Genomic DNA, 25,525 nt, shown 5'->3' on the forward strand with positions numbered 1-25,525 from the left:
GCCGCCCGCTACCGCGCCTGGCTCACCGCCGCATGAACAGACCTTGACACGGAATAGGAGCATCACCCTCATGCCGATGGAGTAGAGCCGACCGCCACCATCAGTGATCCCAACTGGACCCTGGTGGAGGAGACAACCGCCGGATTCCTCTTCAGCTACAACGCGGCCGTCCCTATCGCTGCGGGCGGGGGCCTAACGTCCATGATCGAGGTCGGCGTCTACCAGTTCACGCATATGACCCAGCCATTGAACCTCACCGCCAGCATCCCGGGCGCAGCGGGCGGCGAAACCGACACGTCCAACAACTCCACGACCACAACCCTGCAGCCGACCTACGTCCCTACACCCGACCTGATCATCGCCGCGACCTCGCCGTCGACCACCTTCACGCAGGGTTCGTCAGTGGTCGTAACCTACCCCGTCACTAACCAGGGCGACCGGGCAACATACGGCGTCAACGGCCCGATCACCGTCTATACCCAGTTGCCGCCGGACTGCACGGTCGACACCTCGGCCCTGCCCAGTGGCTGGACCGTGACTACCCCTCCGATAACGAAGTTGTTCTCACGACGACCAACGAACTTGCGGCCTTTAGCTCGATTGACCTCGTGCTGACGTACACCATCGTGTGCAACCCGGAAGGCTTGGGCTTCTTTGCCGAGGTCGCGACGCAGGGTGATCTGCGCGACGACAACAACTACTCCGGGTGGCTGAATCTGACCCGCGCCTGACGCTCGTCCGCTCCCATTGTCGGTGGGCCCGTCCACAATCATGGGTATGCAGCTCGCCCGACTCGTCGAGACCTCCGCGGCCCTGGTGGCCACGCCCGCGCGCAACGCCAAAATCGGGTTGGTTGCGCAATTGCTTACCGACGCGGGCCCTGAGGATGTCGCGCTCGTGGCGGCATATCTCTCCAATGTCGTGCCTCAGCGCCGCCTCGGGGTGGGCTGGCGCAGTCTGAGCGCGCTGCCGGAGCCAGCAACCGAGAGGACTCTGACGGTTCGTGACGTCGACGCGGCCTTCGAGGTCCTCGCCGCCGCCGCTGGCGCGGGCTCCACAAGCGTGCGACGCACCGAGCTGGCGCACCTGCTCAGCCGAGCCACCGCGCCCGAGCAGGAATATCTTCGCGGGCTGATGCTCGGCGGGGTGCGTCAAGGCGCTCAGGACGGCGTCATGCTCGCCGCCATCGCCAAGGCCGCCGGTGTTCCACTGGCCGCAGTCCAGCGTGCCGTGATGCTCGCGGGGTATGCCGCGCCGGTCGCCGAAGCGGCGCTGGCCGGAGGCACCGACGCCTTGGAGCGGATCGGGCTCGAGGTGCTTCGCCCGCTGCGGCCCATGCTGGCCGGGAGCGCGCCGGAGGTCATCGAGGCCATGACCGGGGACGCCGAGCGCATCATCGAACGCAAAATCGACGGTATCCGACTCCAGGCGCACAAGGCCGGGACCGAAGTGCGTCTCTTCACCAGGTCGCTCGATGAGATCACCGACCGCCTCCCGGAGGTTGTGGAGTTGGTCGCGGCCCTGCCGGCCGACCGCATCGTCCTGGACGGTGAGACGGTGGCCACGCGCCCCGATGGTCGCCCCGAGCCCTTCCAAGTCACCGGTTCCCGGACCGCCTCCAGCGCCGATCCCGACAGCCTGCGGTCGAGCACTCCACTCGTTACCAGCTTCTTCGACCTGCTCCATCTCGACGGGGAAGATCTGCTCGACCATCCGCTGTCGGAGCGGATCGCCCGCCTTGATGCGCTGGTGCCGGAGCACGCCCGCATGACCCGCATCGCGACCGACTCCCCCACCGAAGCCAGCGCCTTCTTTGCCGACCAGGTGGCCGCCGGACACGAGGGCGTCATCGTCAAAGACCCGAGCAGCCCGTATGCCGCCGGCCGGCGCGGGAGCGGCTGGGTCAAGGTCAAGCCACGACATACCCTCGATCTCGTGGTCCTCGCCGTGGAGTGGGGCAGCGGCCGACGGCGTGGCACCTTGTCGAATATCCATCTCGGAGCGCGCGATTCGGCGACCGGCGAGTTCGTCATGCTCGGCAAGACCTTCAAGGGCATGACCGACGCCATGCTGGCCTGGCAGACCGAGCGCTTCCAGGAGTTGGAGACCCACCGCGACTCCTACACCGTCTATGTCCGACCGGAGCAGGTCGTCGAGATCGCCTTCGACGCCATCCAGAAGAGCAGCCGCTATCCCGGCGGGATGGCGCTGCGTTTCGCCCGCGTGCTGCGCTATCGCGAGGACAAGAGCGCCGATCAGGCCGACACCCTCGACACCGTCCGCGCGATCCGAGGCTGGTGACCACGGGTATGCCGCTGACCTGGGACGACCTGGCCCAGCAGACCCTCGCCCGGCAGTTCCCCAACCCGCCGTCGTCCACGCCCACGGTGACCGAGGTGCTGGCCACGATCGCGCGGATCGGTCCGATTCAGAGCCAGAATGCCCGAGCGCCTTTCCTCGCCCTCGCGGCACGCCTGCCGGGTGTGAGCCACGAGACGGTGAGCGCGGCATACGAGGGCTTCGGCCTCGTGCGCGGCTCAACCCTGCGCGGGACCGTGCATACCTCAACGGCCCAAGACCACCCCATGCTCGACGCCGCGACGCGCCTGGGGCAGGCGGCTCTCGTCGCCCGCACCCTGCGTCTTGTCGAGACCACGCCACGACAGGCGTGGGACAGCCTCGAAGACTTCGCCACCGACGAATGGCGTTCTCCCGCAGACCTATTTCGCTACTTGACCGCCTGGATCGGCGAACACGACCCGCGGGCCGAACACCGACTGGAGAACGGGGCCGGGCGGTATTTCGCCTTCGGGCACGGGGGACTTGTGCGACGCCCGCTCAAGGGCACGTGGTCTGGGCAGGGTGCCCCGGCTATCGCGCCGCCGGCGCCGTGCTCGGTCCGGCGGCGCGCGAGACTCGCGACGCCTGGATCGCCGATCCGCAGGCCACCGCCACCGCGATCGTCGAGCGGCATCTGACCGCATACGGCCCCAGCAGCCGCCAGGACATCGCCTGGTGGTCCGGACTCGGGCTGACGGCCGTGAACGGAGCGATTGCCCGCCTGGCGGACCGGCTGACCGACGCGACCGGTCCGGACGGACGGATCTATTGGTCCTTGGTGGGTGACGTGCCCGGACCCGCGAGCATCCCCGAAACAGCCCTGCTGCCCGAGTTCGATGCATTGCTGTGCGGCTTCGATCCGCCAGCCCGCGCCCGCTTCGTCGACCCGGCCCACTACGACATCCTGTGGAAGCAACAAAACGGCCAACTGCTCGCCCCCGTCCTTGATCAGGGTCGCCTCGCGGGATATTGGCGGATCGGCGGGACCAGCAAGAGGGTCTTGACCGTCACGGCCTTTTCCGGGGCGCGGCGCCCCACGAAGGCCCACCTTGCGGAGCCGATAGCCGCCCTTGAGGCGGCGATGGATCTGCACATCGCGTCGGTCGAGGTCACGCGGCATCCTTGAATCCGCCGGGTTGTAAAGCCCCAATGCGCGTCCTCCGCATTTAGCCTCGAACGTGGCCGCGCCCCGTGGCAGCCCATCAACTGGGTTGAACAAAGCGATCGTGGAGCGTGTCCCGAATACCGACGACTGGCATCGGGCGCCGATCAGATGTCTGCTCGATCACGCGTCACCGTGCGTCGGTGCACAAGGGTCCTCGCCCCCCGCGGCGAGGCTGCCAGCGGATCCGACCCCCTCCGCTCCGCTGGCCCGGGCCCGAGGCTGGTGCGTTATCGCGCCGCCTCGGGCCCCACTTACGCCGGGCACCCCTCCTGATCACTCTCCCGGGCCCAGCCCCGGCAGAGATGGTTGGCGAGGGGCGGCGCATAGGCTGTGAGCCATGCTCGACGAGGTTGGCGCCACGCGCTATGTGACGCCGCTGCGTGAGGGCGGGAGCCTGCCGGGCATCGTTGAGGCCGACGACCTCGGCACGTATGTCGTGAAGTTCCGGGGCGCCGGCCAGGGGCTCAAGGTGCTCGTGGCGGAAGTGATTGTCGGTGAGTTGGCCCGCGGCCTCGGCATCTCGACCCCGCGGCTGGTCCGGATCGACCTGCCCTCGGCGATCGCCAAATATGAAGCGGACGAAGAGGTCCAAGACCTGCTCACCGCGAGCATCGGCAGCAATCTCGGGGTCGACTTTCTGCCCGGTGCCTTTGGGTATGACGGCGCTCGGCCCCCGGCTCCAGAGACCGCATCCGAGATCCTCTGGCTCGACGCGCTGACAGCCAATGTCGACCGGACCTGGTCTAATCCAAATTTATTGTTGTGGCACAAGCATGTTCACGCCATCGACCACGGGGCCGCGCTCTACTTTCATCACGCGTGGCCACGCAAGACCCCGGACGCATCCCGGTTCGCGGCCCAGCCGTTCGATGCCTCGCAGCACGTCCTCGCGGACATTGCGGCCCCCATCGGTCCTGTCCACGAACGCCTCGCGCCCATCGCGGCGGCCCTGGTCGAGCAGATAGTCAGCGCGGTTCCCGGCGACTGGCTGGAAACCACAGAGTCCTTGGCGGACGAAGGTTCCGTGCGGGCGGCATATGTCGAGCACCTCCGCTCCCGCCTCGAAGCCCCGCACGTCTGGCTCCCCGGCGGTGGCGCGTGATCCCCTACCAATACGTCACCCTCCGTGTCGTCCCGCGCGTCGACCGCGAGGAATTCATCAACGTGGGCGTCGTGCTCTTTGCCGATGCCGTCGACTATCTCGCCGCCGGCTTCCACCTCGACGCCGACCGGCTGCGCGCCTTCTCCCCCGGCGTGGATCTCGAGGCAATCGCGGACTCGCTCACCGTGGTGGAGGACGTATGCCGTGGGGTCACCGGCCGCGGCCGCCCCAGCCTTTCATCCCCGGGCCGCCGGTTCGGCTGGCTCGCCGCCCCTCGGAGCACCATGGTGCAACCCGGACCTCGGCACGGCGGCCTGACGGACGACCCAGCCGCCGCGCTTGATCAACTCCTCACCTGTTTGGTCCGACCGGCCACCCTCGGCCACGCCTGAGCCGACGGCTCAGCGCACCCGCAGCTCCCAGGCCGCGAGTGCCGCTGCTGCCGCCACATTCAGCGAGTCCACGCCACCGGCCATCGGGATGCGCACCACGGTGTCGACCCCCGCGATCGTTCGCCTCGACAAGCCGTCCCCCTCGGTCCCGAGCACGAGCGCCAACCGGTCGGGAGCCGCAGCCGAGAGTTCGTCCAGCGTCACCGCCTGCGGGCTCAGGGCAAGCGCAGCCGTCGACAGCCCGTTCGCCCGCAGCGTCTCAAGCCCCGCCGGCCAGGGATCCATGCGCGTCCACGGCACCTGAAAGACCGTGCCCATCGACACCCGGATCGCGCGGCGATAGAGCGGGTCGGCGCAGCGTGGCGTCACCAGCACCGCGTCAACGCCCAGCGCCGCGGCAGAGCGGAAGATCGCCCCAACATTCGTGTGATCGACGATGTCCTCCAGGACGAAAATGCGCCGCGCTCCCGCAACCACCGAATCGACCGAGCGCAGCGGCAGCCGGTGCATCGACGCGAGCGCGCCACGATGCAGATGGAAGCCGGTCAGTGCCTCGATGGTCGCCGCCGATCCCGTGAAGACGGGTATGCCGTCCGCTTCCGCCTCTGCGACAAGGTCGCCCAGGTCCGTCAGCCAACGCTCGGCCATCAGATAGGAGCGCGGCCGGTGCCCCGCAGCGAGCGCGCGCCGGATGACCTTCTCCGACTCCGCGATGAACAATCCACCCGCCGGCTCGTAGCGCGTGCGCAGCGCCATATCCGTCAGCCCGACATAGTCCTGCAGGCGGGGATCGTCGAGGAACTCGATCTGCTCAGGCACCCGATGACTGTAGGCGACGCCTCGTTCAGGGAAAGAAGACGATCTTCACGATGCCGAGCACGCCGATCACGATGATGATCGTGCGCAGCACGGAGGCCGGTAGCCGACGTCCGACGCCCGCGCCGACGAAGCCGCCGAGGAAGGTGCCGAGGCCGATCAACGAGGCGATCAGCCAATCCACATGCTCCGGGGCGGCAACCAGAAAAACCGCCGCGGCCGTCCCATTGGCCACCGTGGCCAGGACGTTCTTCCAGGCGTTCAGTTCCTGCAGGCTGCCTTGTGCCAGCGTCGACAGCAGGCCCATCAGAATGACACCCTGCGCGGCCCCGAAGTAGCCGCCATACGCCGCCGCCAGCAGCAGCCCAACGATCAACGCACCAGCTTGCCAGGAAGGCGCCGCGCCGGACTCGTGATGACGGGCGGCGGCCCACCGGTTCACCCGAGGCCCGAAAATCACCATGAGCAGCCCAAACCCGATCAACACCGGCACGATCGCCGCAAAAGCCTTGGCCGGCAGCACCAGCAGCAACATCGCCCCAGCAAGCGCTCCGAGCACGGAGTACGGCAGCAGGCGTATCAAGGGAGCCCACCGCCCCCGCAGTTCCCGGCGATAACCCCAGGTCCCCGTCATACCGCCGCCCAGCATCCCGATGTTGTTCGAGATGTTCGCGGTGATCGGCGCAACGCCGAGCAGCAGCAGCGTGGGAAAGGTGATCAGCGAGCCCGAGCCCACAATCGTGTTGATCGTCCCCGCACCCAGCCCCGCGAGCACGATGCACAGCCCGTCCAACCACGACACCCGCCCACACTATGTGGACGGGTGTCGTGAAGCCCGGAGCAGCCGGTACGCGGTCAGCCCTGGGGCGGCTGCTCCGCGCGCGGGGCGGGTGCCGGCTCGCCATACGGGAACTGCATCGGCTGGGTTGGCACCGGCGGCACCTCGGCGACGGGTGGGGCAGGCAGCGCCGGGGTCGTCGACTCCGGCTGCACCCGCGGCGCGGGGGACGCGTGCTCATTGGCTTCGTTCTCCACCCGGCCAGCCTGGCCGCGAGCCTCCTCCAGCGCCTTGGTCGCATCCTCGAGTTCGGTGCCGGCGAAGGGGTTGGTCAGTTCTTCGCCCGGGTCCACCCATTCGTCGTCGTCGGTGCTGCCGCCGCTGGAGACATTCCCGCCGAGGGTGTTGCCGATGCCCCGCAGCGCGTCGGTCAGCTCCGAGGGAACGATCCACATCTTGTTCGAGTCACCGCGGGCCAGCTGCGGCAGGACCTGGAGGTACTGGTAGGCCAGCAACTTTTGGGTCGGCTTGCCCCGGTGAATGGCGTCGAAGACTTGCTGAATGGCTCGCGCCTGACCTTGGGCTTCGAGGATGCGGGCCTGCGCCGACCCCTCGGCGCGCAGGATCTGGCTCTGCTTCTCGCCCTCGGCGGTCAGGATCTGGCTGGCCTTGACGCCCTCAGCGTTCAGGATGGCTGCGCGGCGGTCCCGCTCGGCCTTCATCTGCTTTTCCATCGACTCCTGCACCGACATCGGCGGGTCGATCGCCTTCAGCTCAACACGGTTGACCCGGATGCCCCACTTGCCGGTCGCCTCATCGAGGACGCCGCGCAACTGACCGTTGATCTGGTCGCGGCTGGTCAAGGTCTGTTCCAGGTCGAGCGAGCCGATGACATTGCGCAGCGTGGTGACGGTCAGCTGCTCGATGCCCTGGATGAAGTTCGCGATCTCATAGACCGCCGACTTGGCGTCGATCACCGAGTAGTAGATGACGGTGTCGATATTGACCACGAGGTTGTCGCTGGTGATCACCGGCTGCGGCGGGAAGCTGACGACCTGCTCGCGAAGGTCGATGTTGGCGCGCACCTTGTCAACGAAGGGCACCAGGAAGTGGATGCCGCCCTCCAAGGTTCGCGAGTAGCGACCGAGCCGCTCGATGATCAGCGAAGTCTGCTGCGGCACGATGCGCACCGTGCGGACGACGACGATCACCGCCAGGACGAGGAAGAGGAAGAGGACGATCAAGCCCGGTTCCATGTGGTGCTCACTTTCGTGTTGTTTGCGGCAGCCCGGTGGCTGCCCCCCTGATGGTTCTTCGAGTCGTATGCCGTGCGTCCGGTTCCCGTCAGCTGTCCGCGATCGCGCGCTCGCCACTGACGATGGCGGTGGCGCCGTGGATCGCGACCACCCGCACCTCTTCGCCGGCCTCGCAGACCCGCCCGCCGGCGGCGATCCGCGCGGACCAGATCTCGCCCCCGAGACGCACCCGGCCGTCATACTCCGTAACCGGCTGGACGACCACCGCGCTGCGACCGACGAGCGAGGACGGCCCGATCCCGTGATCGGTCACGCCGTCGAGGAAGCGCGAGCGCACGATCGGCCGGACAAGAAAGACGAGCAAGGCCCCGACCACGGCGGCGATGATGACCTGGGCGGGGAAAGGCGCGCCGAGTGATGCGGCGAGGCTGCCGGCGAGCGCGCCACCCGCGAGCATGACGAAGACGAAGTCGACCGTTGCGACCTCAATGGCCGCCAGCGCGATCGCGAGGCCTAGCCAGCCCAGCCAGGCGTTGTCATTGAGCCAGTCCATTACGCCTCCTGGCGATGCTGTCCGCGATATTCCTCGGGCCGGGCGCGCGCTGAATATCGCTCGCCGTGCTGCTCCAGCACCAGCGGCATACCGAAGGTCTTCGACAGATTGTCGGCCGTCAAGGTGATTTCGATCGGTCCCTGCGCGACGACCGCGCCATCGCGCAGCAGCAACACGTCGGTGAAGTTCGGCGGGATTTCTTCGACGTGATGCGTGATGAGGATCAAGGCCGGCGCCTCGACATCCCCGGCGATCTCCCCGAGCCGGGCGACCAGATCCTCCCGGCCGCCGAGATCCAAACCGGCGCCCGGCTCATCGAGCAGGAGCAATTCCGGGTCGGTCATCAAGGCCCGGGCGATCTGCACGCGCTTGCGCTCACCCTCGGACAAGGTGCCATAGGTGCGATCCGCGAGGTGGTCGGCGCCGAGGGCCTTCAGCAGGTCGAGCGCCCGACCCTCATCCATGCGTTCGTAACTCTCGCGCCAGCGTCCGACGACGCCATAAGACGCGGTCACCACAACATCGCGCACCCGCTCGCCCCCCGGGATGCGCTCAGCGAGCGATGCGGACGCGAGCCCGATCCGGGGACGCAGCTCGAAGACATCGACCGCTCCCAGCACCTCGCCAAGAATCCCGGCAACGCCATCGCTCGGATGCATGCGGCCGGCGGCCAACTGGATCAACGTCGTCTTGCCAGCGCCATTGGGGCCGAGCACCACCCAGCGTTGACCCTCTTCGACTTCCCAATCGATCTCGCGCACGAGTGCCTTGCCGCCGCGCACGACGCTCACGCCCGCGAAGGCCAGCACGTCACTCATGACTCGACCCTACCCGGCACGGTTGCCGCCGCGGACATCATTAGAGTCACGCTCGTGAACAGCTCGCCTAACAACCGTGCGGACCTCGACGGCGAGACCTTCGTCGCGGCCCTGCGCGGGGCGGCGCCCTATGTCCACGCCCACCACGGACGGACCGTGGTCATTGTCATCCCCGGCGAGATTTGCGCCCGCGACGACATCGACCGGCTGCTCGGCGATATCGCCCTGCTGCACAGCCTCGGAGTCCGACTGGTCTTGGTCCACGGAGCCCGGCCACAGATCGACCGGGAGCTGGCCATCCGGGGAATCTCCCCGGCATACAACGGCGATGTGCGGGTCACTGATTCGGCGACCATGGAGGCCGTCAAGGCAGCGGTCGGGGTGCTGCGGATGGATCTCGAGGCGCGGCTGTCGGCCAGCCGGTCGGTGACGGTGCGCGAGGAGTCGCAGCCGCGGGTTGTCGGTGGCTCCTGGGTGACGGCGCGCCCGGTCGGGGTGCGCGATGGCGTCGATCACCACCTGACCGGTGAAGTGCGGCGCATCGATATCGCCTCGATCCGCCAGGCCGTTGCGCAAGACCAGATCGTGCTGCTCTCGCCGATCGGCTACTCCCCCACCGGTGAAACCTTCAACCTGCGTAATGCCGATATCGCCGAGTCGGTCGCGATCGGGCTTGGCGCCGACAAACTGATCTTCGTCATGGACACCGAGCCCGGCCGGTGGCGCGCGGCCCTGGGTAGCGGCGACTCCGGGCAACTCTCGCTCTCGGCGGCCGAACCCCTGGTGCGCCAGACGGTCGCGGAGTTGGGCGCCGAGGACCGTAACTGCCTGCGTGCCGGGATCGCGGCCGTCACCGGCGGCGTCGGGCGCGTCCACTTGATCGGGACCGAGGGGCACTCGCCCCTGCTGCGCGAGCTGTATACGCGTGACGGTGCCGGGCTGATGATCGCCGACGAGGACGATTACGAGTCGATCCGGCCCGCAACAGTGGAGGACGCCCGCGCCATCGCCGAACTGATCGCGCCCTTGGAGGCGTCCGGAATCCTGCGCCCCCGCAGCCGGGACCAATTGGAGCTCGACATCGAGACCTTCTCCGTCATCGTGCGCGACGGAATGGTCATCGCCTGCAATGCCTTTGTCGACTACCCGGACGACCGGTGCGCCGAGTTCGCGTGTGTCGTGGTGCATCCGGCATACCGGCGCCGCGATCTCGCCGCGGCGCTGCTGCGCCGGGCCCGCACAACCGCCCGATCGCGCGGCTACTCACGCCTGTTCGCGCTGACGACGGCAACGCCGCATTGGTTCCTCGAACACGGCTTCCACCCGGGCACCGTGGGCGATCTGCCCGCGGACAAGGCCCGGTCGTATGACGTGACCCGCGCCTCCAAGGTCCTGCTTCTCGAGCGACCCTAGGCAAACGCGAGGCGGCGGGCGATCAGGCGCCGTCGAGGACGGACTGGTAGACCTCGAGCGTCCGGTCTCCGATGCTGGCCCACGAGAACGAGTCGACCGCGCGGCGACGCCCGGCCAGTCCGAACTCGCGCGCCCGCTCGGGATCGCTGACCGCCTCGTTGAGGGCGGCTGAGAGGTCAGCGACAAATTTGTCCGGGTCGATCGGCGTGCCAGTTCCGTCCTGCACCTGCTCGATCGAAACCAGCCAGCCGGTCTCGCCGTCCACGACGACCTCGGGAATGCCGCCGGTGGCCGTCGCGACGACGGGCAACTCGCACGCCATCGCCTCCAGGTTGACGATGCCAAGCGGCTCATACACCGAGGGGCACGCGAAAACCGTTGCCGCAGAAAGCATTGCGGTCACCTGCGCCCGCGGAAGCATCTCCGGAATCCAGACGACCCCGTCGCCGCGCTTGGCGCGCAAGTCGTCGATGAGCGCCTCGACCTCGGCCTTGATCTCGGGAGTATCCGGTGCCCCCGCCAGGAGCACCAATTGAACGTCAGGCGGCAGGTCGGCAGCCGCGCGCAGGAAATACGGCAGGCCTTTCTGGCGAGTGATGCGCCCGACGAAGATCACGGACGGCTTGTCCGGATCCACGCCATGGCTGCGCACGGTGTCTAGGTCGTGATTGGGCTGCCACAGCTGCGAGTCGATCCCGTTGTGGACGACCTTGACCTTTGCCGGGTCGATCGACGGATAGCTCTTGAGGATGTCCTCGCGCATGCCGGCACTGACGGCGATGACGGCGGCCGCCGCCTCATAGGCCGTCTTCTCGACCCACGATGAGACGCGGTAACCACCGCCGAGTTGCTCGGCCTTCCACGGGCGCATCGGCTCCAGGCTGTGTGCGGAGATGACGTGCGGCATACCCCCGAGCAGTGAGGCGACATGGCCACCGAAGTTTGCGTACCAGGTGTGTGAATGGACGAGATCGGCACCTTCGGTGCCGGCGACCATTGCGAGGTCGACGCCCATCGTCTGGATTGCTGCATTCGACGAACTCAGCTCGGGCAGATCGGCATACGCGAACGTCCCCTCCTCCTCGCGCGGCGCGCCGAAGCAGTGCACGCGCACCTCCATGTCACCACGGTTGCGCAGCGCGCGGACCAGTTCGGCCACATGCACCCCCGCGCCTCCATAGATCGCCGGTGGGTACTCCTTGCTCAGAATGTCGACGCGCATCTGGGAAACCTAGTCCTCAGCGCGGCTTTTCGGCTATCGGTGCGACGAGGGATGGGACGGACCTCGCCGGACAGGTTGTCCGGGCACTACGGTCGTTCTATGGCATCTGGAGGCAAGGGTCCGAAGGTTCTCGCAATCATCCTCGCCGGCGGGGAGGGGAAGCGGCTGATGCCGCTGACAGCAGATCGCGCCAAGCCGGCCGTTCCGTTCGGCGGTATCTACCGGCTCATCGATTTCGCCCTGTCGAATGTCGTCAACTCCGGCTATCGGCAGATCGTTGTGCTGACCCAGTACAAGTCGCACAGCCTTGACCGGCACATCTCCAAAACCTGGCGTCTGTCAACGCAATTGGGCAACTACGTCGCCCCGATCCCGGCGCAGCAACGCAGCGGCAAGGACTGGTATCTCGGCAGTGCCGACGCGATCTACCAATCCCTGAACACCATCAAGGACGAGCGGCCGGACATCGTCGCGGTGCTGGGTGCTGACCACGTCTATCGCATGGACTTCAGCCAGATGATCGACCAACACCGGGAGACTGGTGCTGGCGTCACGGTTGCGGCGATCCGTCAGCCCATCTCGTATGCCGACCAATTCGGCGTCATTGAGGTCGACCCAGACAACCCGGTCAAAATCCACCGCTTCCGCGAGAAGCCCACCGATGCGGTCGGCCTGCCCGATGCCCCGCACGAGGTGCTGGCCTCCATGGGCAACTACGTCTTCGATGCCGACGTCCTCGTCGATGCCGTGACCAAGGACCACGATCTCGAGGGCAGCAAGCACGACATGGGCGGCGACATCGTCCCGGCCTTCGTCTCCCAGGGCGGCGGCTATGTCTACGACTTCAAGAAGAACGAGGTCGACGGCGCCACCGATCGCGACCGCGGCTACTGGCGCGATGTCGGGACCCTGGAGTCCTATTACGAGGCGAATATGGACCTGGTCAGCGTGCACCCGGTCTTCAACCTCTACAACTACGACTGGCCGCTGTTCACCAGCTATGGCGCGCTGCCCCCGGCCAAGTTCGTCCATGGCCACCACAACCGATTCGGCGAGGCGTTGAACTCCATCGTCTCCCCCGGCACCGTTATCTCCGGCGCTCGGATCACTGGCTCAGTCGTGGGGCCGAAGGTCACGGTGCACAGCTACACCGAAATCGCCGACTCCGTGATCATGGATGGCGTCGACATCGGCCGCAGCTGCCAGATCCGCAAGACGATCCTCGACAAGGATGTCGTCGTCCCGGAGGGCACCTCGATCGGCTTCGACCTCGACCACGACCGGGCCCGCGGCTTCACTGTGACCGACACCGGACTCGTCGTCGTCGGAAAGGGCCAGAAGGTCGTCCCGTGAGCTGCGCCCGACTTCGCTCGGGTATGCCGGTCCGCCTACGGTTGGGTCGTGACTGACCCCTTCGCCGCCCTCGCGGCATACCCCCGCCTGCTCGTATGCAGTGACGTCGACTCGACCTTCATCGGCCAGGAAGTCATCGAACTCATCGCACGCCGCGCGGGCACCGAGGCCGAGGTTGCGGCCGTCACGGCCGCCGCCATGCGCGGGGAACTCGACTTCGCGGCCTCCTTGCGCGCCCGCGTGGCGACGCTGGCCGGGCTGCCGGTCGCGGTCCTCGCCGAGGTGCGCAAGGAGGTCACCCTGACCCCCGGCGTCCCCGAGTTGCTGCGCTGGGCCGCCGAACACGGCCATGTCGTGGCGCTGGTGTCCGGCGGCTTCCACGAGGTGATCGATCCGCTCGCCGCGACCCTCGGGATTCGCCATGTACGCGCCAACCGACTGGCGGTCCGCGACGGCCTGCTCACCGGCGAGGTCGACGGACCAATCATCGACCGGGCCGGCAAAGCGGTTGCCCTGCGCCAGTTCGCCGCCGTGGAGGACATTCCCCTGAGCGCGACGATCGCGATTGGGGACGGGGCCAACGACCTGGACATGCTCGCGCTCGCGGGTTTGAGCGTTGCCTTCGCGGCCAAGCCGGTCGTCGCAGAACGCGCCGATATCGCACTGCCCGGCCCCCGGCTCGACGACCTCCTGCCACTGCTCGAACTGGCTCGCGGCTGAGCGTGGGTCGAGCGCGCGAGAGGATGGCGGGTGACTACGCTGTGCCAATGCTTTCTCCCACCAAGCTGCTGATCATCGGCGGGGCCGAGGATCGGGTCGGCAAGGCCAAGATCCTCAAGCGCTTCGTCAAGCTGGCGGGCGGCAAGGCGTCGACGATCGTCATCATCCCGACGGCCTCCTCCTTCCAGGCCGAGGTGATCGCGTCCTACAGCGAGGTCTTCACCCGCCACGGCTGCAAAACCTTGGATGTCATCAATCCGGCTGACCGGATCGCGGCCGACGATCCCGCCCTCGCGAACCGCATCAATGCCGCCACGGGCGTTTTCATGAGCGGTGGCAACCAGCTCAAGCTCGCTCAGGTCTTCGCGGGAACCGCTGCGGGAGAAGCCATCCGACGCGCCCACCAACGTGGGGCCGTCATCGGCGGCACGTCCGCCGGTGCGTCGATCATGAGCGAGTTCATGATTTCGCTGGGCGATGAGGGGGTCACACCCCGGCAGCGTTCGACGCAATTGAGCCAAGGATTGGCCCTGCTTGAAGGGGTCATCGTTGATCAGCATTTCGCCCAGCGGCAGCGCTACGGTCGGCTCATGTCGATCGTCGCGAGCAGCCCGAACCTGATCGGCATCGGCATCGATGAGGACACGGCGATCGAGGTCACCGACAACGAGAGTTTCACGGTGATCGGTCGTGGGGCGGCATACGTCCTGGACTGCCGACGCGCGATCACCGACGCGCCCGAAGCCCGTTCCGGCGCACCGCTGCTCGTGTCCGGGGCAGTCGTGCACTCGCTGCCGGCGGGCTCGACCTTCGACCTGGCGAAGTTGGTCCTCACCGAGTTCGTCGAGCAACACCCCGATAGCGGCATCACGGTGACCGTGGCCGCATCGTCTCGTCCCTAGCCCCCAGTCCCCGCAGCATCAGGAGTATGCCGATGAGCACCGAACGGCCCACCCCCTCCGGCCCAATCGCTCCCGATCTGCGCATCGTGGAGGAGCGCGTCTATCGCGGCGGGAACGTCTGGTCGTATCAGCCGTCGATCCACATGGTGATGGATCTTGGTGTGCTAGAGGATTATCCGAGCAACACCATCCCTGGTTTCGTTGATGGCTTGCTGCAATTGCTCCCCGGCGTCGCGAACCACTCGTGCTCACGAGGTCACCAAGGCGGCTTCGGCGAACGCTTAGCGGAGGGCACCTGGCTCGGCCACGTCGCCGAACACATCGCTCTGCAATTGCAGCAAGAGGCCGGACACGACCAGCGCCGCGGGAAGACCCGCATGGTCAAGGGGCGCCCAGGTGTCTACAACGTCGTCTACGGCTACACCGACGAGGGCGTCGGCCTGTCGGCGGGGCGGCTGGCGGTGCGGTTGATCAACGACCTCATCGCGCCCGACGACTCGTTCGTCTGGCAGGAGGAGTTCGAGACCTTCTTGCGCAGCGCGCAGCGGACGGCCTTCGGCCCGTCGACGGCCGCGATCCTCGAAGAGGCAATCAGCCGGGACATCCCCTTCATCCGCTTGAACTCGGCCTCCTTCGTGCAACTCGGGCAGGGCGTCTATGCCCAGCGCATCCGCGCGACGATGACCTCCAAGACGGGCGCCTTGGCCGTCGACATCGCCTCGGACAAGGACATGACGATCCGGCTGCTCGGCTCCGCCGGGCTGCCGGTGCCGAAGCAAGAGACCTTCCGCACCGAGGCGGGCGCTGTCGAGGGCGCGCGGCGCATCGGCTTCCCCGTCGTCGTCAAGCCGCTTGACGGCAATCACGGCCGCGGTGTCGGTCTGAACTTGATGAGCGATGACGAGGTCCGTGCGGCCTTCGCCATTGCCAAGGAAGAATCGCGCGGCGGCTATGTCATCGTCGAGTCCTTTATCACCGGCAAGGACTATCGCTGCCTGATCGTCGGCGGACGGATGCGGGCCATTGCGGAGCGGGTCCCGGCCCATGTCATCGGGGACGGGCAGCATACGGTCGACGAACTGGTCGCGATCACCAATGCCGACCCGCGCCGAGGCGTGGGCCACGAAAAGGTGCTCACCCGGATCAAGACGGACGCGGCGGCCATCGAGTTGGTCCGTGAGCAGGGCTTCGCGATGACCGATGTGCCGCCCAAGGATCAGATGATCAAGCTCGCCCTGACCGGGAATATGTCGACTGGCGGGATCTCCGTGGACCGCACCTTCGATGCGCACCCGGACAATGTCGAGATCGCCGAAGAGGCAGCGCGGATGATCGGTCTCGATGTCGCCGGCATCGACTTCATCTGCCCCGATATCACCCAGCCGGTCCGCGAAACCGGGGGCGCGATCTGTGAAGTGAATGCGGCGCCCGGTTTCCGGATGCACACCCACCCGACCGTCGGCGAACCGCAGTTCATTGCCAAGCCGGTCGTCGATCTGCTCTTCCCGCCGGGTTCGCAGTCGCGGGTGCCGATCATCGCGGTGACGGGCACCAATGGCAAGACAACGACCTCGCGGATGATCGCGCACATCTTCAAGGAGACCGGCAAAAAGGTCGGCATGACCTCGACCGACGGCATCGTCATCGACGAGCGGCTGGTCATCAAGTCCGATGCCTCCGGTCCCCGTTCGGCCCGCATGGTGCTGCAGAACCCGCGGGTCGAGGTCGCCATCATGGAGGTCGCCCGCGGCGGCATCCTGCGCGAGGGCCTGGGCTATGACCGCAATGACATCGCGGTCGTCACCAATATCGCGCCGGACCACTTGGGCATGAAGGGCATCGACACCCTCGAACAGCTCGCGGATGTCAAGGCCGTCATCGTGGAAGCGGTGCCGCGCAATGGTTTTGCCGTCCTCAATGCCGACGATCCGCATGTGCGGGCGATGCGTGACCGCTGCTCCGGGTCGGTCGTTTGGTACTCCCTCAAGCCCGCCGACTCGCGCGAGCGGGCCTTCATCGATGCCCGCCTGCGGCGGGGCGGGCGCGCGGTCGTGCTGGAACAGACCGACCGCGGCGACATGATCGTCATCAAGCACGGCACCCGATCCATGCAGTTGGCGTGGACACACTTGCTGCCCGCGACCTTCGGCGGCACCGCCCTGTTCAATGTCGCCAATGCCATGGCCGCGGCCGGCGCCGCCTTCGCCGCAGGGATCGGCCTACACGAAATCCGGCAGGGCCTGCGGACCTTCAACACCAGCTACTACCTCTCCCCCGGGCGCATGAACCTGATCAATGTGCGAGGCATAGAGGTCATCGTCGACTACTGCCACAACGCCCCCGGCATGGAGGTGCTCGGCCAGTTCGTCGATCGGTATGCCGATCAGAAGGCCGCCACCTCGGAGTGGGGCAAGATCAGCCGAATCGGCATGATTGCGACCGCCGGCGACCGGCGCGATGAGGACTTGCGGGCGCTCGGCCGAACGGCCGCCTCCTTCTTCGATGTCATCGTGGTCCGCGAGGATGAGCGCCTGCGTGGTCGCAAGCCGGGCGAGTCCGCTGCCCTGATCACCGAGGGGGTCCAGGAGGCACAAGCTGTCGCGGGCACCCGCGTGCGTGTCGTCGAGACGGTCCTCAACGAGGTCGATGCCGTCCGGCACTGCGTGGCCCGTGCCAACCCTGGCGACATCGTCGTGCTCTGCGTCGACAACCACGCAAAGGTCGTCTCGGAGCTGGAGTCCATCACGCAGTCCGCGCAGGCTGGCTCCGGCGGCAACGAGCCGGGTGACCCCGACCTGGTGATCAGCGCCGGCTGACGCTCATGCCTCGGGCGGGTCGGCGTCGCGCAGGCCCTCGGCGTAGCGCGTGAGGGCGGCGCGATAGCGGTTGCTGTCCTCGTCGGCGGCACGCGCCAATAGCGCGTCGATGAGGTCGGCGACCACCGGTCTGTACTGTCCCGCGTCGACTCGAGCGAGGGCGCGGAAGGCCAGGATCGCGGCGCTTTCGGGTCGTTCGCTGGCCAACTGGTCGAGGAGAGCGATCGCCTCGATGGGGCGGCCGAGATTGCGCAGGCTGGAGGCGAGCTGGACCCGAGCACGGTGCCGGTGCGGCTCCGGCAGGCCGGCCCCGAGCGCCGCTTCATAGAGCGGCACGGCGTCCGCTTCATCGCCCTCGGCATCCAGTGCGCTGGCCAGTTCGTATGCCGCTCGCGCGTCGCCGGGCAGCTCTTCGTATAACTGTTGGGCCCAGGGAATCCGCTCAGCGTCGGGGAGCGCCCAGAGGGCGTCGAAGTCGGCCTCGCGCTCGTGCTTGCCTTGCGCGGCAACGACTTTGCGGCGTATGTCGCCCGCTTCGTCCGCGCTCGCCCCCCGGTCGGTGAGCCAGGCGAGCATCTCGGCCCGCTGTTCATGGGTCATCATCGCGATGACATCGCCGGGCGCCACGTGACCCTCAAGGCTCTCCAGCGCGGCCAGTTCACTCGGGTGACTCGGCGCCTCGCCGATCCCGGCGAGCGCCAGCCCGGCGCCGAAATGCGTCTCGAATTCCTCGGTCGAGCGGCCGCGCAGGTAGTGCTCCTTGTGCGCGATGACGACGTGGTCCGCGCGTTGGCCGGCGATCTGTCCGAGCGCGTGCAGGATGTCGTCGGTCCGGTCGCCGGCCGTCCCCAAGGCCAAGAAGACGCGTCCGCCGGGCGCCGTGAGACCGCGCGCGACGTCGAGCAATGCCGCGAGCCCGGCCTCATTGTGGGCGAGGTCGAGGATGACCGATGCGCTCCCGCCGTCGACCGGCAGGGAGTAGATATTCATTCGGCCGGGGTTGAGCCGGTCGTCCGGATTGAAGTCGCGCAGCGCGTCAGTGACGGCACCGAGGGGCAGCCCGAGCCCAATGCCGGCGGCCGTGGCCGCGAGGACGTTAGCAATATTGTGAACCGACAGACCAGACAGAGTGGCGGGAATGTCGGTGAGCGGCAAGACTTTTTGCGTCCGGCCACCCGGCATCAGGATCGTGACATCGCCGTCAATGAGGGTGATGCCGCGGCCGCCGGCGTCGACGGCCTCACGCAGGGCGGGCGTCGTGGGGTCCAAAGCGAACGCCCATGGACGGCCCATGGATCGAGCGTGCATCGCCCAAACGCGCGGGTCTTCACCATTGAGGACGGTCCAGCCGTCGGGCTTGGTCACCGTCGTGACGATCGCCTTGACTTCGGCGAGTTGGTCGAGGGTGTCGATGCCTTGCAGCCCAAGGTGGTCCGCAGAGACATTGGTGACGACCGAGACGTCATTGTGCGTGACGCCCATGCCCTTGAGCAGGAGACCGCCTCGCGCCATTTCGAGGACGCCGATCTGCAGCCCCGGGGTCTCCAAGACCCCCCGCGCCCCGGCTGGACCGGAATAGTCGCCCGGCGTCACGACCTCCCCCATGACGACGACGCCGTCGGTGGACGACCACGCGGTTTTCAAGCCGGCCGTCATACACATATGCGCGAGCAGTCGGGTGGTCGTCGTCTTGCCATTGGTGCCCGTGATGGACGCGACCGGGATCTTCGGTGTGATGGCGGTGGCCGGCCGGCTGGCCGGCGCCGCCGCCATCTCCGCAGCCACCCCAGCGAGCAGCGGACCAGGGTCAGCACCCGAAAGCAGTTGGGCCAGAACGGGGCCCAACGAATCGCCGAGAATCCACGCGCGGGCTCGCCGGCGCCATACGGCGGCCACAACAACATCGGCCGGCCCGGCACCCGGCCGGACCCGGACCCCGACCCGGGTCGTGCCCGCGGCCTTGGCGACCGAGCGGATCACCTGTTGCGCGATCCGGCCGAGGAACGCCTGCCGCTGTACCGAGCCCGGCTCCCCCACCCGCGCCCGCATGCCCAAGCCGTCAGCCACCGCCTTGACGGTCGCGGCCGGCGCGTCGAGGTAGCCCGGCATACTCAGCATCACCTTGACGGCGGGCTTGGTGAAGTAGAGGTTTGGGCCCTCCAGGAGGCGGACCTCCGTGGCACCGACGGGTTCGGTCATGGGGGCGGGCTACTGGCCCATCGCGTGGACGCCGCCGTCCACGTGGATGATCTCGCCGGTCGTGGCGGGGAACCAGTCGCTGAGCAGCGCGGCGCAGGCCTGGGCGGCAGGCACCGGGTCGTTGACATTCCAGCCCAGCGGGGCGCGCTCGTCCCAGATCTGCTCGAAGCGCTCGAAACCGGGAATCGACTTGGCCGCGGTGGTCCGGATGGGGCCGGCCGCGACGAGATTGCAGCGGATGCCCTTAGGTCCGAGGTCGCGGGCGAGATAGCGGTTCGTCGACTCGAAGGCCGCCTTGGCGACGCCCATCCAGTCATAGACGGGCCAGGCAAACTTCGCATCGAAGGTCAGGCCGACGATGGAGCCACCGCCCGTCATCAACGGAAGACACGCCACACCAAGGGATTTCAGGCTGTAGGCGCTGATCTGGAGTGCGGTGGCGACATCCTCCCAGGTGCCCTCGAGGAAGTTGAAGGCACCTTGGGGCGCGAAGCCAATGGAGTGCACCACCCCGTCGAGCCGGTCGGTGTGCTCCCCCAGGCGCTGCGCGAGGGAGTCCAGATGTTCCTGGTTGCTGACATCGAGTTCGATGACGGGCGGGGTCTCGGGCAGCCGCTTCGCGATCGTCTGCGTGATTTTCATCGTCCGACCGAACGACGTGAGCACCACCTTGGCGCCCTGTTCTTGGGCCAATTTGGCGACATGGAAGGCGATGGAGGAGTCCATCAACACGCCGGTGATCAGCAGGGTTTTGCCCTCGAGCAACATCGGGTCGTCCTTTCCCTTGGTGGTATGCCGGTCAGTGGCCCATGCCGAGGCCGCCGTCGACCGGGATGACGGCGCCGGAGATATAGGCCGCTTCGTCGGAGGCGAGGAAGAGCACGGCGGCCGCGACCTCGTCCGGCGTCGCGAAGCGACCCGCAGGGATGGCCGCCTTGTAGGCCTTTTGCCGGTCCTCGGGCAGTTCGGCCGTCATATCGGTTTCGATGAAACCGGGGGCCACGACATTTGCCGTGATCCCCCGCCCACCAAGTTCGCGGGTGATCGATCGGGCCAAGCCCACCAGGCCCGACTTGCTGGCGCTGTAGTTGGTCTGACCGGGCCCGCCATACAGCCCCACCACGCTGCTGATGAAGATCAGCCGGCCGAAGCGCTTCTTGATCATCCCGGCGCTGGCGCGGCGGGCGCACCGGAAGGAGCCCGCGAGGTTCGTGTCGAGGACAGCGTCGAAGTCGGCATCGCTCATCCGCATGAGCAGGCCATCCTTGGTGATGCCGGCATTGGCCACGACCACCTCGACAGGCCCTCCGAAGAGGGCCTCGGCCGCGGTGAAGGCGGCGTCGACGGAGGCGGTGTCGGTGACATCGCCCTGGACCGACTGCATACCCTCGGGCGCGTCGCCGGAGCGGGTTGTGATGACCACATTGTGGCCGGCCGCGGCCATCGCCTGCGCGATCGATTTGCCGATTCCTCGGTTGCCTCCGGTCACCAGGACGTTGCGCGCGGTCATAGTCGGCCTTTCGTGCGTCGGGTGGTGCGGGTCACCCCTGAACCTAGTGGACGACGACCGGTGATGCCCACGCCGCCGTGTCTTAGGCTGGTGCGGTGAGCAGGCATTCGGCACCGGCGCAGTCGGTGACGACGGCCCACGAGAGCCTGGCCGCCGAGCAGAGTGCCCGCATCCGCAAGTACCTCATCACGATGGCGATCAGGACTGCGTGTTTCATCCTGGCCGTCGTGTTGACGGGCTGGCTGCGGTGGACGGCCGTCGCGGGCGCGGTGATCCTGCCCTATGTCGCGGTGGTCTTCGCGAATGCGGTCAAGCCGCGCGGCCCGGGGGTGCTGCAGGAGGTCACGCCCGTGACCCCCGTGATCGCCCAGGATGCCGAGACCCTCGAGGGGTATGTCGTACACCACCCCGAGTGATCAGCCGCCGATCGCGCTCATCGGCCGGTCGGGCTGGTGGAAGTCGGGGCTGCCGATGCCATGACCACGGGCTTTGCGCCACATTTCGCCGCGAATGATGCCTTCAAGGTCGTCATCCGTGGCACCAGCGCGCAGTGGCGTGCGCAGGTCGGACTCGGAGTTGGCAAAGAGGCAGTTGCGCAATTGCCCGTCGGCCGTCAGGCGCACCCGATCGCAGGCGGCGCAGAAGGGCGCGCTAACGCTCGCGATGATCCCGACCGTATGCGGACCGCCGTCGACCAGGAAGCGCTCCGCCGGAGCACTCCCTCGCCCATCGAGGGGGGTCAGCCGGTAGCGCTTGGCCAATTCGGCCCGGATCTCACTGGCCGTCACCATCGTGCTGTGTTGCCATTCATGGCCGGCGTCCAGCGGCATCTGCTCGATGAAGCGCAGTTCGTAATTGCGGTCCATGCACCAGGCCAGCAGGTCGGCGACATCGGTGTCATTGACGTCACGCATGGCCACGGCGTTGACCTTCACCGGCGTCAGGCCAGCGTCGTGCGCCGCCTTCAGGCCTGCCTCGACATCGGCGAGCCGGTCTCGCCGTGTCAAGGTGATGAACTCCTGCGGATCGATCGTGTCCAGCGAAACATTGACCCGGTCCAGCCCGGCCGCTCGCAACGGGGCGGCCAGCCGGTCCAGGCCGATGCCATTGGTCGTCATGGCAATGGTGGGTCGGGGATCGAGCTCGGCGATGCGTGCCACCAAGGACACGAGCGACTTGCGCAGCATCGGCTCTCCGCCGGTCAGGCGAATCTGACGAACACCAAGGCGAACGAACAAGGCGATCAGCCGGATCAATTCGTCATCGGTCAACATCTCCGGCTTGGGCAGCCACGGCAGGCCCTCGGCCGGCATGCAATAGGTGCAGCGCAGATTGCACCGATCGGTGACCGACACCCGCAGGTCTTTCGCGATGCGCCCGAAGGTGTCCACGAGGGGCCCGTCCGCCGGTCCGGGCGGCGCCGGCGGACGCACGCTCGGCATGGGCAGGTCGGTCATAACGTCCCACTCTAAGTTGTTACGGTTGCCAGGTGCTCCGCCGCCTGCTGACTCCTCGCTGGCTGGGCGCCCTCCTCCTGGCGTGCCTGTATGCCGTCGCGGCCTATCACCTCGGGCACTGGCAGTACGGCCGCCACCTGGCGAAGGTCGAGCGCAACGAGCGGATCTCGGCGCACTACAACGCGGCACCAGTCCCGGCGCAGTCCGTGCTGTCCGCGAGCCCGCTGCCGATCGGGCAGGAGTGGACCAAGGTGTCGGCCCGCGGCAGCTATGGTGCCGAGCGGCTTGTCGTCCGCGGACGAACGCTTGACGGGGATGTGGGGTATGACGTGCTGGCCCCCTTCACCCTCGACACCGGTTCCGTCGTGCTCATCGATCGCGGCTGGATTCCGTTGGGCGAGAAGGGGGCTGCGGACGTGCCGGCATACGCACCGCCACCGGCCGGCGACGTGACGCTGACCGGATGGGTGCGGCCGGGCGAGAAGTCTCGGGACAAGGCCACGACACCGGGCCAGATCGCGAGCATCAGCCTGGCGGATGCCTCGAAAGCGCTGGGACTCCCGCTGCTGGGCGGGTATGTGCAGTTGGAGCGGGACGGGGTGACCGGCACGACCACGGCGCCCCCGGCGCCGGCGCCACTCGGCAGGCCCGACCGCAGCCTGGGAGCGCATCAGGCCTATGCCTATCAATGGTGGATGACGGTGCCCTTGGGCTTCATCCTGATCTTCTTTGGGCTGCGCCGTGAGGGGGACGCGACCGCCAGCACCCCGCGGCCGCCCAAGGTCAAGAAGACCCGGATCTGGGACGAAGAGGACGAATAGCTGCTTAGCCCGGCACCGGCGCGTCGTCGAGGAACTGGGTGCGGTACAGGTCCGCATACAGTCCGTCGGCGGCGAGCAATTCGTGGTGACGGCCACGCTCGACGATGCGACCGTCGGCGACGACGAGGATCTGATCGGCCCGGCGGATGGTGGACAGGCGGTGGGCGATGACGATCGCCGTGCGGCCGTGCAGGGCGGTATCTAGAGCTTTCTGAACCGCTAGCTCGGACTCGCTGTCCAGGTGAGCCGTGGCCTCATCGAGGACGAGCAGGCCCGGGCCTTTGAGCAGCAGTCGCGCGATGGCGACGCGCTGCTTCTCGCCGCCTGAGAGGCGGTAGCCGCGGTCGCCGACGACGGTGTCTAGCCCCTGCGGCAGGGAATCGATCAGCGGCAGGATCTGCGCGGCGCGGAGGGCGTCGCGCATCTCGGCCTCGGTGGCGTCGGGGCGGGCATACAGCAGATTGGCGCGGATGGTGTCGTGGAAGAGATGGCTCTCCTGCGTGACGACGCCCACGGAGGCGGTGACCGAGGCGAGCGTCGCGTCGCGCAGGTCGATCCCCTGCAGGCGCACGAAGCCAGATGTCGGGTCGTAGAGGCGGGCGAGGAGATTCGTGATCGTGGTCTTCCCGGCGCCGGAGGGACCGACGAGCGCGACGAGCTCACCGGGCTCGGCACGGAAGGTGATGTCACGCAGGACCGTTGCGCCGCGGGTCCGGTCACCGGCCGCGGAGGTCTCCAGGGATCGCAGCGAGACTTCGTCGGCCCCGGGATAGCCGAAGGAGACCTTCTCGACGTCTACCGCAACAGCGCCACCGGGTAGAGGCCGCGCGTCGGGGGCCTCCTGAATTGACGGCCGCAGGTCGAGGATCTCGAAGACGCGGCTGAAGGACACCAGCGCGGTCATGATGTCGACGCGTACATTGCTCAAGGTGGTGAGCGGCCCATAGAGGCGGGCCAGCAGCGCCGCGAGAGCGATCAGGGTGCCGACCGTCAGGGTTTTGTCGATGGCCATCAGGCCGCCGACGCCATAGACCATCGCCGTCGCCAGCGAGGCTATGAAGCTCAGGGCGACGAAGAGCACGGTGCGGTTCATCGCGATCTTGATCCCGATATCGCGCACCCGGGCGGCCCGTTCGGCATACTCCCGATCCTCCCGATCGAGGTCGCCGAAGAGCTTGACGAGCAGGGCGCCGCCGACATTGAAGCGCTCGGTCATGTGGGTGCCCATCTCGGCGTTGAGATTCATCTGCTCGTGCGAAAGAGCGGCGAGGCGGCGGCCCATCCATTTCGCCGGCAGCAGGAAAAAGGGCACGAGCAGCAGCGCCGCAAGCGTGAGCTTCCACGACAGCACGATCATCGCGGCGAGGATGAGGGTGAGGGAGACGAGGTTGCCGACGACGCTGGACAGCACCGAGGTGAAGGCCTGCTGCGCCCCGATGACGTCATTGTTGACGCGACTGACCAGGGCGCCTGTCTGCGCGCGGGTATAGAACGCAATCGGTTGTCGCACAACGTGACTGAAGACTTCACTGCGCAGGGCGAAGATCAAGCCCTCGCCGATGCGGGCGGAATACCACCGAGAGACGACGGTGACGACGGCATCGAGCACAGCGATGGCGGCGACGAGCAGCGCCAGCGTGGTGACGACACTCCGGTCGCCGGGGATGACTCCGTGGTCGACGAGCCGGGCCAGCAGAAGCGGTGCCGCCACGACGAATAGGGCGTCCGCGACGACCAGCACGAGGAAGGCCGCGATCACCGCCCGCATGGGGCGGGCATATGCCAGCACCCGCTTCGCCGTGCCTGCCGGCAGTTTGGTGTCAGCCACGCTCCCGTCGCGCGTGAGGCTGTGCATCACCTGCCAGGGACTCGCGCTCATAGGGCTAGTCAAC

Annotated in this window: 24 protein-coding genes and 1 pseudogene; 14 read left to right on the forward strand and 11 right to left on the reverse strand. The window is 67.5% G+C overall.

The genetic code is table 11. The features are described from left to right. Positions 1-201 precede the first annotated feature (201 nt). From ABD225_RS03845 to ABD225_RS03875, 7 genes and pseudogenes are all read left to right on the forward strand, one after another. The gene (locus ABD225_RS03845) at positions 202-615 is read left to right on the forward strand and encodes a CARDB domain-containing protein (RefSeq protein WP_344081545.1); all 414 of its coding nucleotides are present in this window, start codon (positions 202-204) and stop codon (positions 613-615) included. Continuing rightward, complete coding sequence (locus ABD225_RS03850; protein WP_344081547.1) at positions 609-731, forward strand: hypothetical protein; 123 nt, start codon at positions 609-611, stop codon at positions 729-731. The genes ABD225_RS03845 and ABD225_RS03850 overlap by 7 nt, the downstream gene beginning before the upstream one ends. Positions 732-777: 46 nt before the next feature. Beyond that, on the forward strand, positions 778-2,301 hold the full coding sequence (locus tag ABD225_RS03855) for an ATP-dependent DNA ligase (RefSeq protein ID WP_344081550.1): 1,524 nt from the start codon (positions 778-780) through the stop codon (positions 2,299-2,301). An 8-nt stretch (positions 2,302-2,309) separates the two neighbouring features. Then, positions 2,310-2,693, forward strand: a pseudogene (locus tag ABD225_RS03860) (DNA glycosylase AlkZ-like family protein); the annotation flags it as partial. Positions 2,694-2,701: 8 nt separating this feature from the next. Next, on the forward strand, positions 2,702-3,466 hold the full coding sequence (locus tag ABD225_RS03865) for a DNA glycosylase AlkZ-like family protein (RefSeq protein WP_344081553.1): 765 nt from the start codon (positions 2,702-2,704) through the stop codon (positions 3,464-3,466). Positions 3,467-3,842: 376 nt separating this feature from the next. Further along, entirely contained in the window at positions 3,843-4,607 is a 765-nt protein-coding gene (locus ABD225_RS03870) for a HipA family kinase (RefSeq protein WP_344081556.1), read from the forward strand. After that, positions 4,604-4,999, forward strand: a complete 396-nt coding sequence (locus tag ABD225_RS03875; protein WP_344081559.1) for a DUF3037 domain-containing protein — start codon at positions 4,604-4,606, stop codon at positions 4,997-4,999. The genes ABD225_RS03870 and ABD225_RS03875 overlap by 4 nt, the downstream gene beginning before the upstream one ends. Before the next feature lie 9 nt (positions 5,000-5,008). On the opposite strand, the gene ABD225_RS03880 is transcribed toward ABD225_RS03875, so the two are convergent. The 5 genes from ABD225_RS03880 to ABD225_RS03900 form a co-directional block, all read right to left on the reverse strand. Then, positions 5,009-5,818 (reverse strand): TrmH family RNA methyltransferase, encoded by an 810-nt coding sequence (locus tag ABD225_RS03880; protein ID WP_344081562.1) that lies wholly within the window; start codon positions 5,816-5,818, stop codon positions 5,009-5,011. A gap of 25 nt (positions 5,819-5,843) precedes the next feature. Next, positions 5,844-6,617 carry a sulfite exporter TauE/SafE family protein gene (locus ABD225_RS03885; RefSeq protein ID WP_344081565.1) on the reverse strand — a complete coding sequence of 258 codons (774 nt, stop codon included), beginning with the start codon at positions 6,615-6,617 and terminating at the stop codon, positions 5,844-5,846. Between the two features lie 53 nt (positions 6,618-6,670). Next, positions 6,671-7,849 carry an SPFH domain-containing protein gene (locus tag ABD225_RS03890; protein ID WP_344081568.1) on the reverse strand — a complete coding sequence of 393 codons (1,179 nt, stop codon included), beginning with the start codon at positions 7,847-7,849 and terminating at the stop codon, positions 6,671-6,673. A gap of 88 nt (positions 7,850-7,937) precedes the next feature. Continuing rightward, complete coding sequence (locus tag ABD225_RS03895) at positions 7,938-8,402, reverse strand: NfeD family protein (RefSeq protein WP_344081571.1); 465 nt, start codon at positions 8,400-8,402, stop codon at positions 7,938-7,940. Continuing rightward, the gene (locus ABD225_RS03900) at positions 8,402-9,220 is read right to left on the reverse strand and encodes an ABC transporter ATP-binding protein (protein ID WP_344081574.1); all 819 of its coding nucleotides are present in this window, start codon (positions 9,218-9,220) and stop codon (positions 8,402-8,404) included. The genes ABD225_RS03895 and ABD225_RS03900 overlap by 1 nt, the downstream gene beginning before the upstream one ends. Before the next feature lie 54 nt (positions 9,221-9,274). Here ABD225_RS03900 and argA point away from each other — a divergent pair, with 54 nt between their 5' ends. Then, positions 9,275-10,633, forward strand: coding sequence for an amino-acid N-acetyltransferase (gene argA, locus ABD225_RS03905; RefSeq protein WP_344081578.1), 1,359 nt, complete (start codon positions 9,275-9,277; stop codon positions 10,631-10,633). A 22-nt stretch (positions 10,634-10,655) separates the two neighbouring features. Here the strand turns inward: argA and glgA are convergent, their stop codons facing one another. Beyond that, complete coding sequence (glgA, locus tag ABD225_RS03910) at positions 10,656-11,855, reverse strand: glycogen synthase (protein WP_344081581.1); 1,200 nt, start codon at positions 11,853-11,855, stop codon at positions 10,656-10,658. Positions 11,856-11,954: 99 nt separating this feature from the next. Between glgA and glgC the strand changes: the two genes are divergently transcribed. The 4 genes from glgC to cphA are packed head-to-tail and all read left to right on the forward strand — an operon-like array spanning position 11,955 to position 17,646. Continuing rightward, positions 11,955-13,208: a glucose-1-phosphate adenylyltransferase gene (gene glgC / locus ABD225_RS03915; RefSeq protein WP_344081584.1), complete on the forward strand. Its 1,254-nt coding sequence runs from the start codon at positions 11,955-11,957 to the stop codon at positions 13,206-13,208. Between the two features lie 48 nt (positions 13,209-13,256). Further along, positions 13,257-13,928, forward strand: coding sequence for a phosphoserine phosphatase SerB (serB, locus tag ABD225_RS03920; RefSeq protein ID WP_344081588.1), 672 nt, complete (start codon positions 13,257-13,259; stop codon positions 13,926-13,928). A 47-nt stretch (positions 13,929-13,975) separates the two neighbouring features. Continuing rightward, on the forward strand, positions 13,976-14,830 hold the full coding sequence (locus ABD225_RS03925) for a cyanophycinase (protein ID WP_344081591.1): 855 nt from the start codon (positions 13,976-13,978) through the stop codon (positions 14,828-14,830). A gap of 32 nt (positions 14,831-14,862) precedes the next feature. Continuing rightward, complete coding sequence (gene cphA, locus ABD225_RS03930) at positions 14,863-17,646, forward strand: cyanophycin synthetase (RefSeq protein ID WP_344081594.1); 2,784 nt, start codon at positions 14,863-14,865, stop codon at positions 17,644-17,646. 3 nt (positions 17,647-17,649) lie between these two features. Here cphA and ABD225_RS03935 read toward each other — a convergent pair whose 3' ends face one another. From ABD225_RS03935 to fabG, 3 genes are read right to left on the reverse strand one after another with little or no spacing between them, the layout of a single operon-like run. After that, the gene (locus tag ABD225_RS03935; RefSeq protein WP_344081597.1) at positions 17,650-19,845 is read right to left on the reverse strand and encodes a tetratricopeptide repeat protein; all 2,196 of its coding nucleotides are present in this window, start codon (positions 19,843-19,845) and stop codon (positions 17,650-17,652) included. A 9-nt stretch (positions 19,846-19,854) separates the two neighbouring features. Continuing rightward, positions 19,855-20,613 carry an enoyl-ACP reductase FabI gene (gene fabI, locus ABD225_RS03940; RefSeq protein ID WP_344081600.1) on the reverse strand — a complete coding sequence of 253 codons (759 nt, stop codon included), beginning with the start codon at positions 20,611-20,613 and terminating at the stop codon, positions 19,855-19,857. A 31-nt stretch (positions 20,614-20,644) separates the two neighbouring features. After that, on the reverse strand, positions 20,645-21,355 hold the full coding sequence (gene fabG, locus ABD225_RS03945; RefSeq protein ID WP_344081603.1) for a 3-oxoacyl-ACP reductase FabG: 711 nt from the start codon (positions 21,353-21,355) through the stop codon (positions 20,645-20,647). A 95-nt stretch (positions 21,356-21,450) separates the two neighbouring features. Here fabG and ABD225_RS03950 point away from each other — a divergent pair, with 95 nt between their 5' ends. Next, the gene (locus tag ABD225_RS03950) at positions 21,451-21,771 is read left to right on the forward strand and encodes a DUF3099 domain-containing protein (RefSeq protein WP_344081606.1); all 321 of its coding nucleotides are present in this window, start codon (positions 21,451-21,453) and stop codon (positions 21,769-21,771) included. Here the strand turns inward: ABD225_RS03950 and moaA are convergent, their stop codons facing one another. After that, positions 21,772-22,812 (reverse strand): GTP 3',8-cyclase MoaA, encoded by a 1,041-nt coding sequence (gene moaA, locus ABD225_RS03955; RefSeq protein ID WP_425564328.1) that lies wholly within the window; start codon positions 22,810-22,812, stop codon positions 21,772-21,774. 32 nt (positions 22,813-22,844) lie between these two features. On the opposite strand from moaA, the gene ABD225_RS03960 reads away from it, so the two are divergent. Continuing rightward, positions 22,845-23,633 carry an SURF1 family cytochrome oxidase biogenesis protein gene (locus tag ABD225_RS03960; RefSeq protein ID WP_344081609.1) on the forward strand — a complete coding sequence of 263 codons (789 nt, stop codon included), beginning with the start codon at positions 22,845-22,847 and terminating at the stop codon, positions 23,631-23,633. A 4-nt stretch (positions 23,634-23,637) separates the two neighbouring features. Here the strand turns inward: ABD225_RS03960 and ABD225_RS03965 are convergent, their stop codons facing one another. Continuing rightward, positions 23,638-25,512 carry an ABC transporter ATP-binding protein gene (locus ABD225_RS03965; protein WP_344081612.1) on the reverse strand — a complete coding sequence of 625 codons (1,875 nt, stop codon included), beginning with the start codon at positions 25,510-25,512 and terminating at the stop codon, positions 23,638-23,640. Between the last annotated feature and the right edge of the window lie 13 nt (positions 25,513-25,525).

The organism is Nostocoides veronense (assembly GCF_039531185.1).
GTDB classification, from domain to species: Bacteria; Actinomycetota; Actinomycetes; order Actinomycetales; family Dermatophilaceae; genus Nostocoides_A; species Nostocoides_A veronense.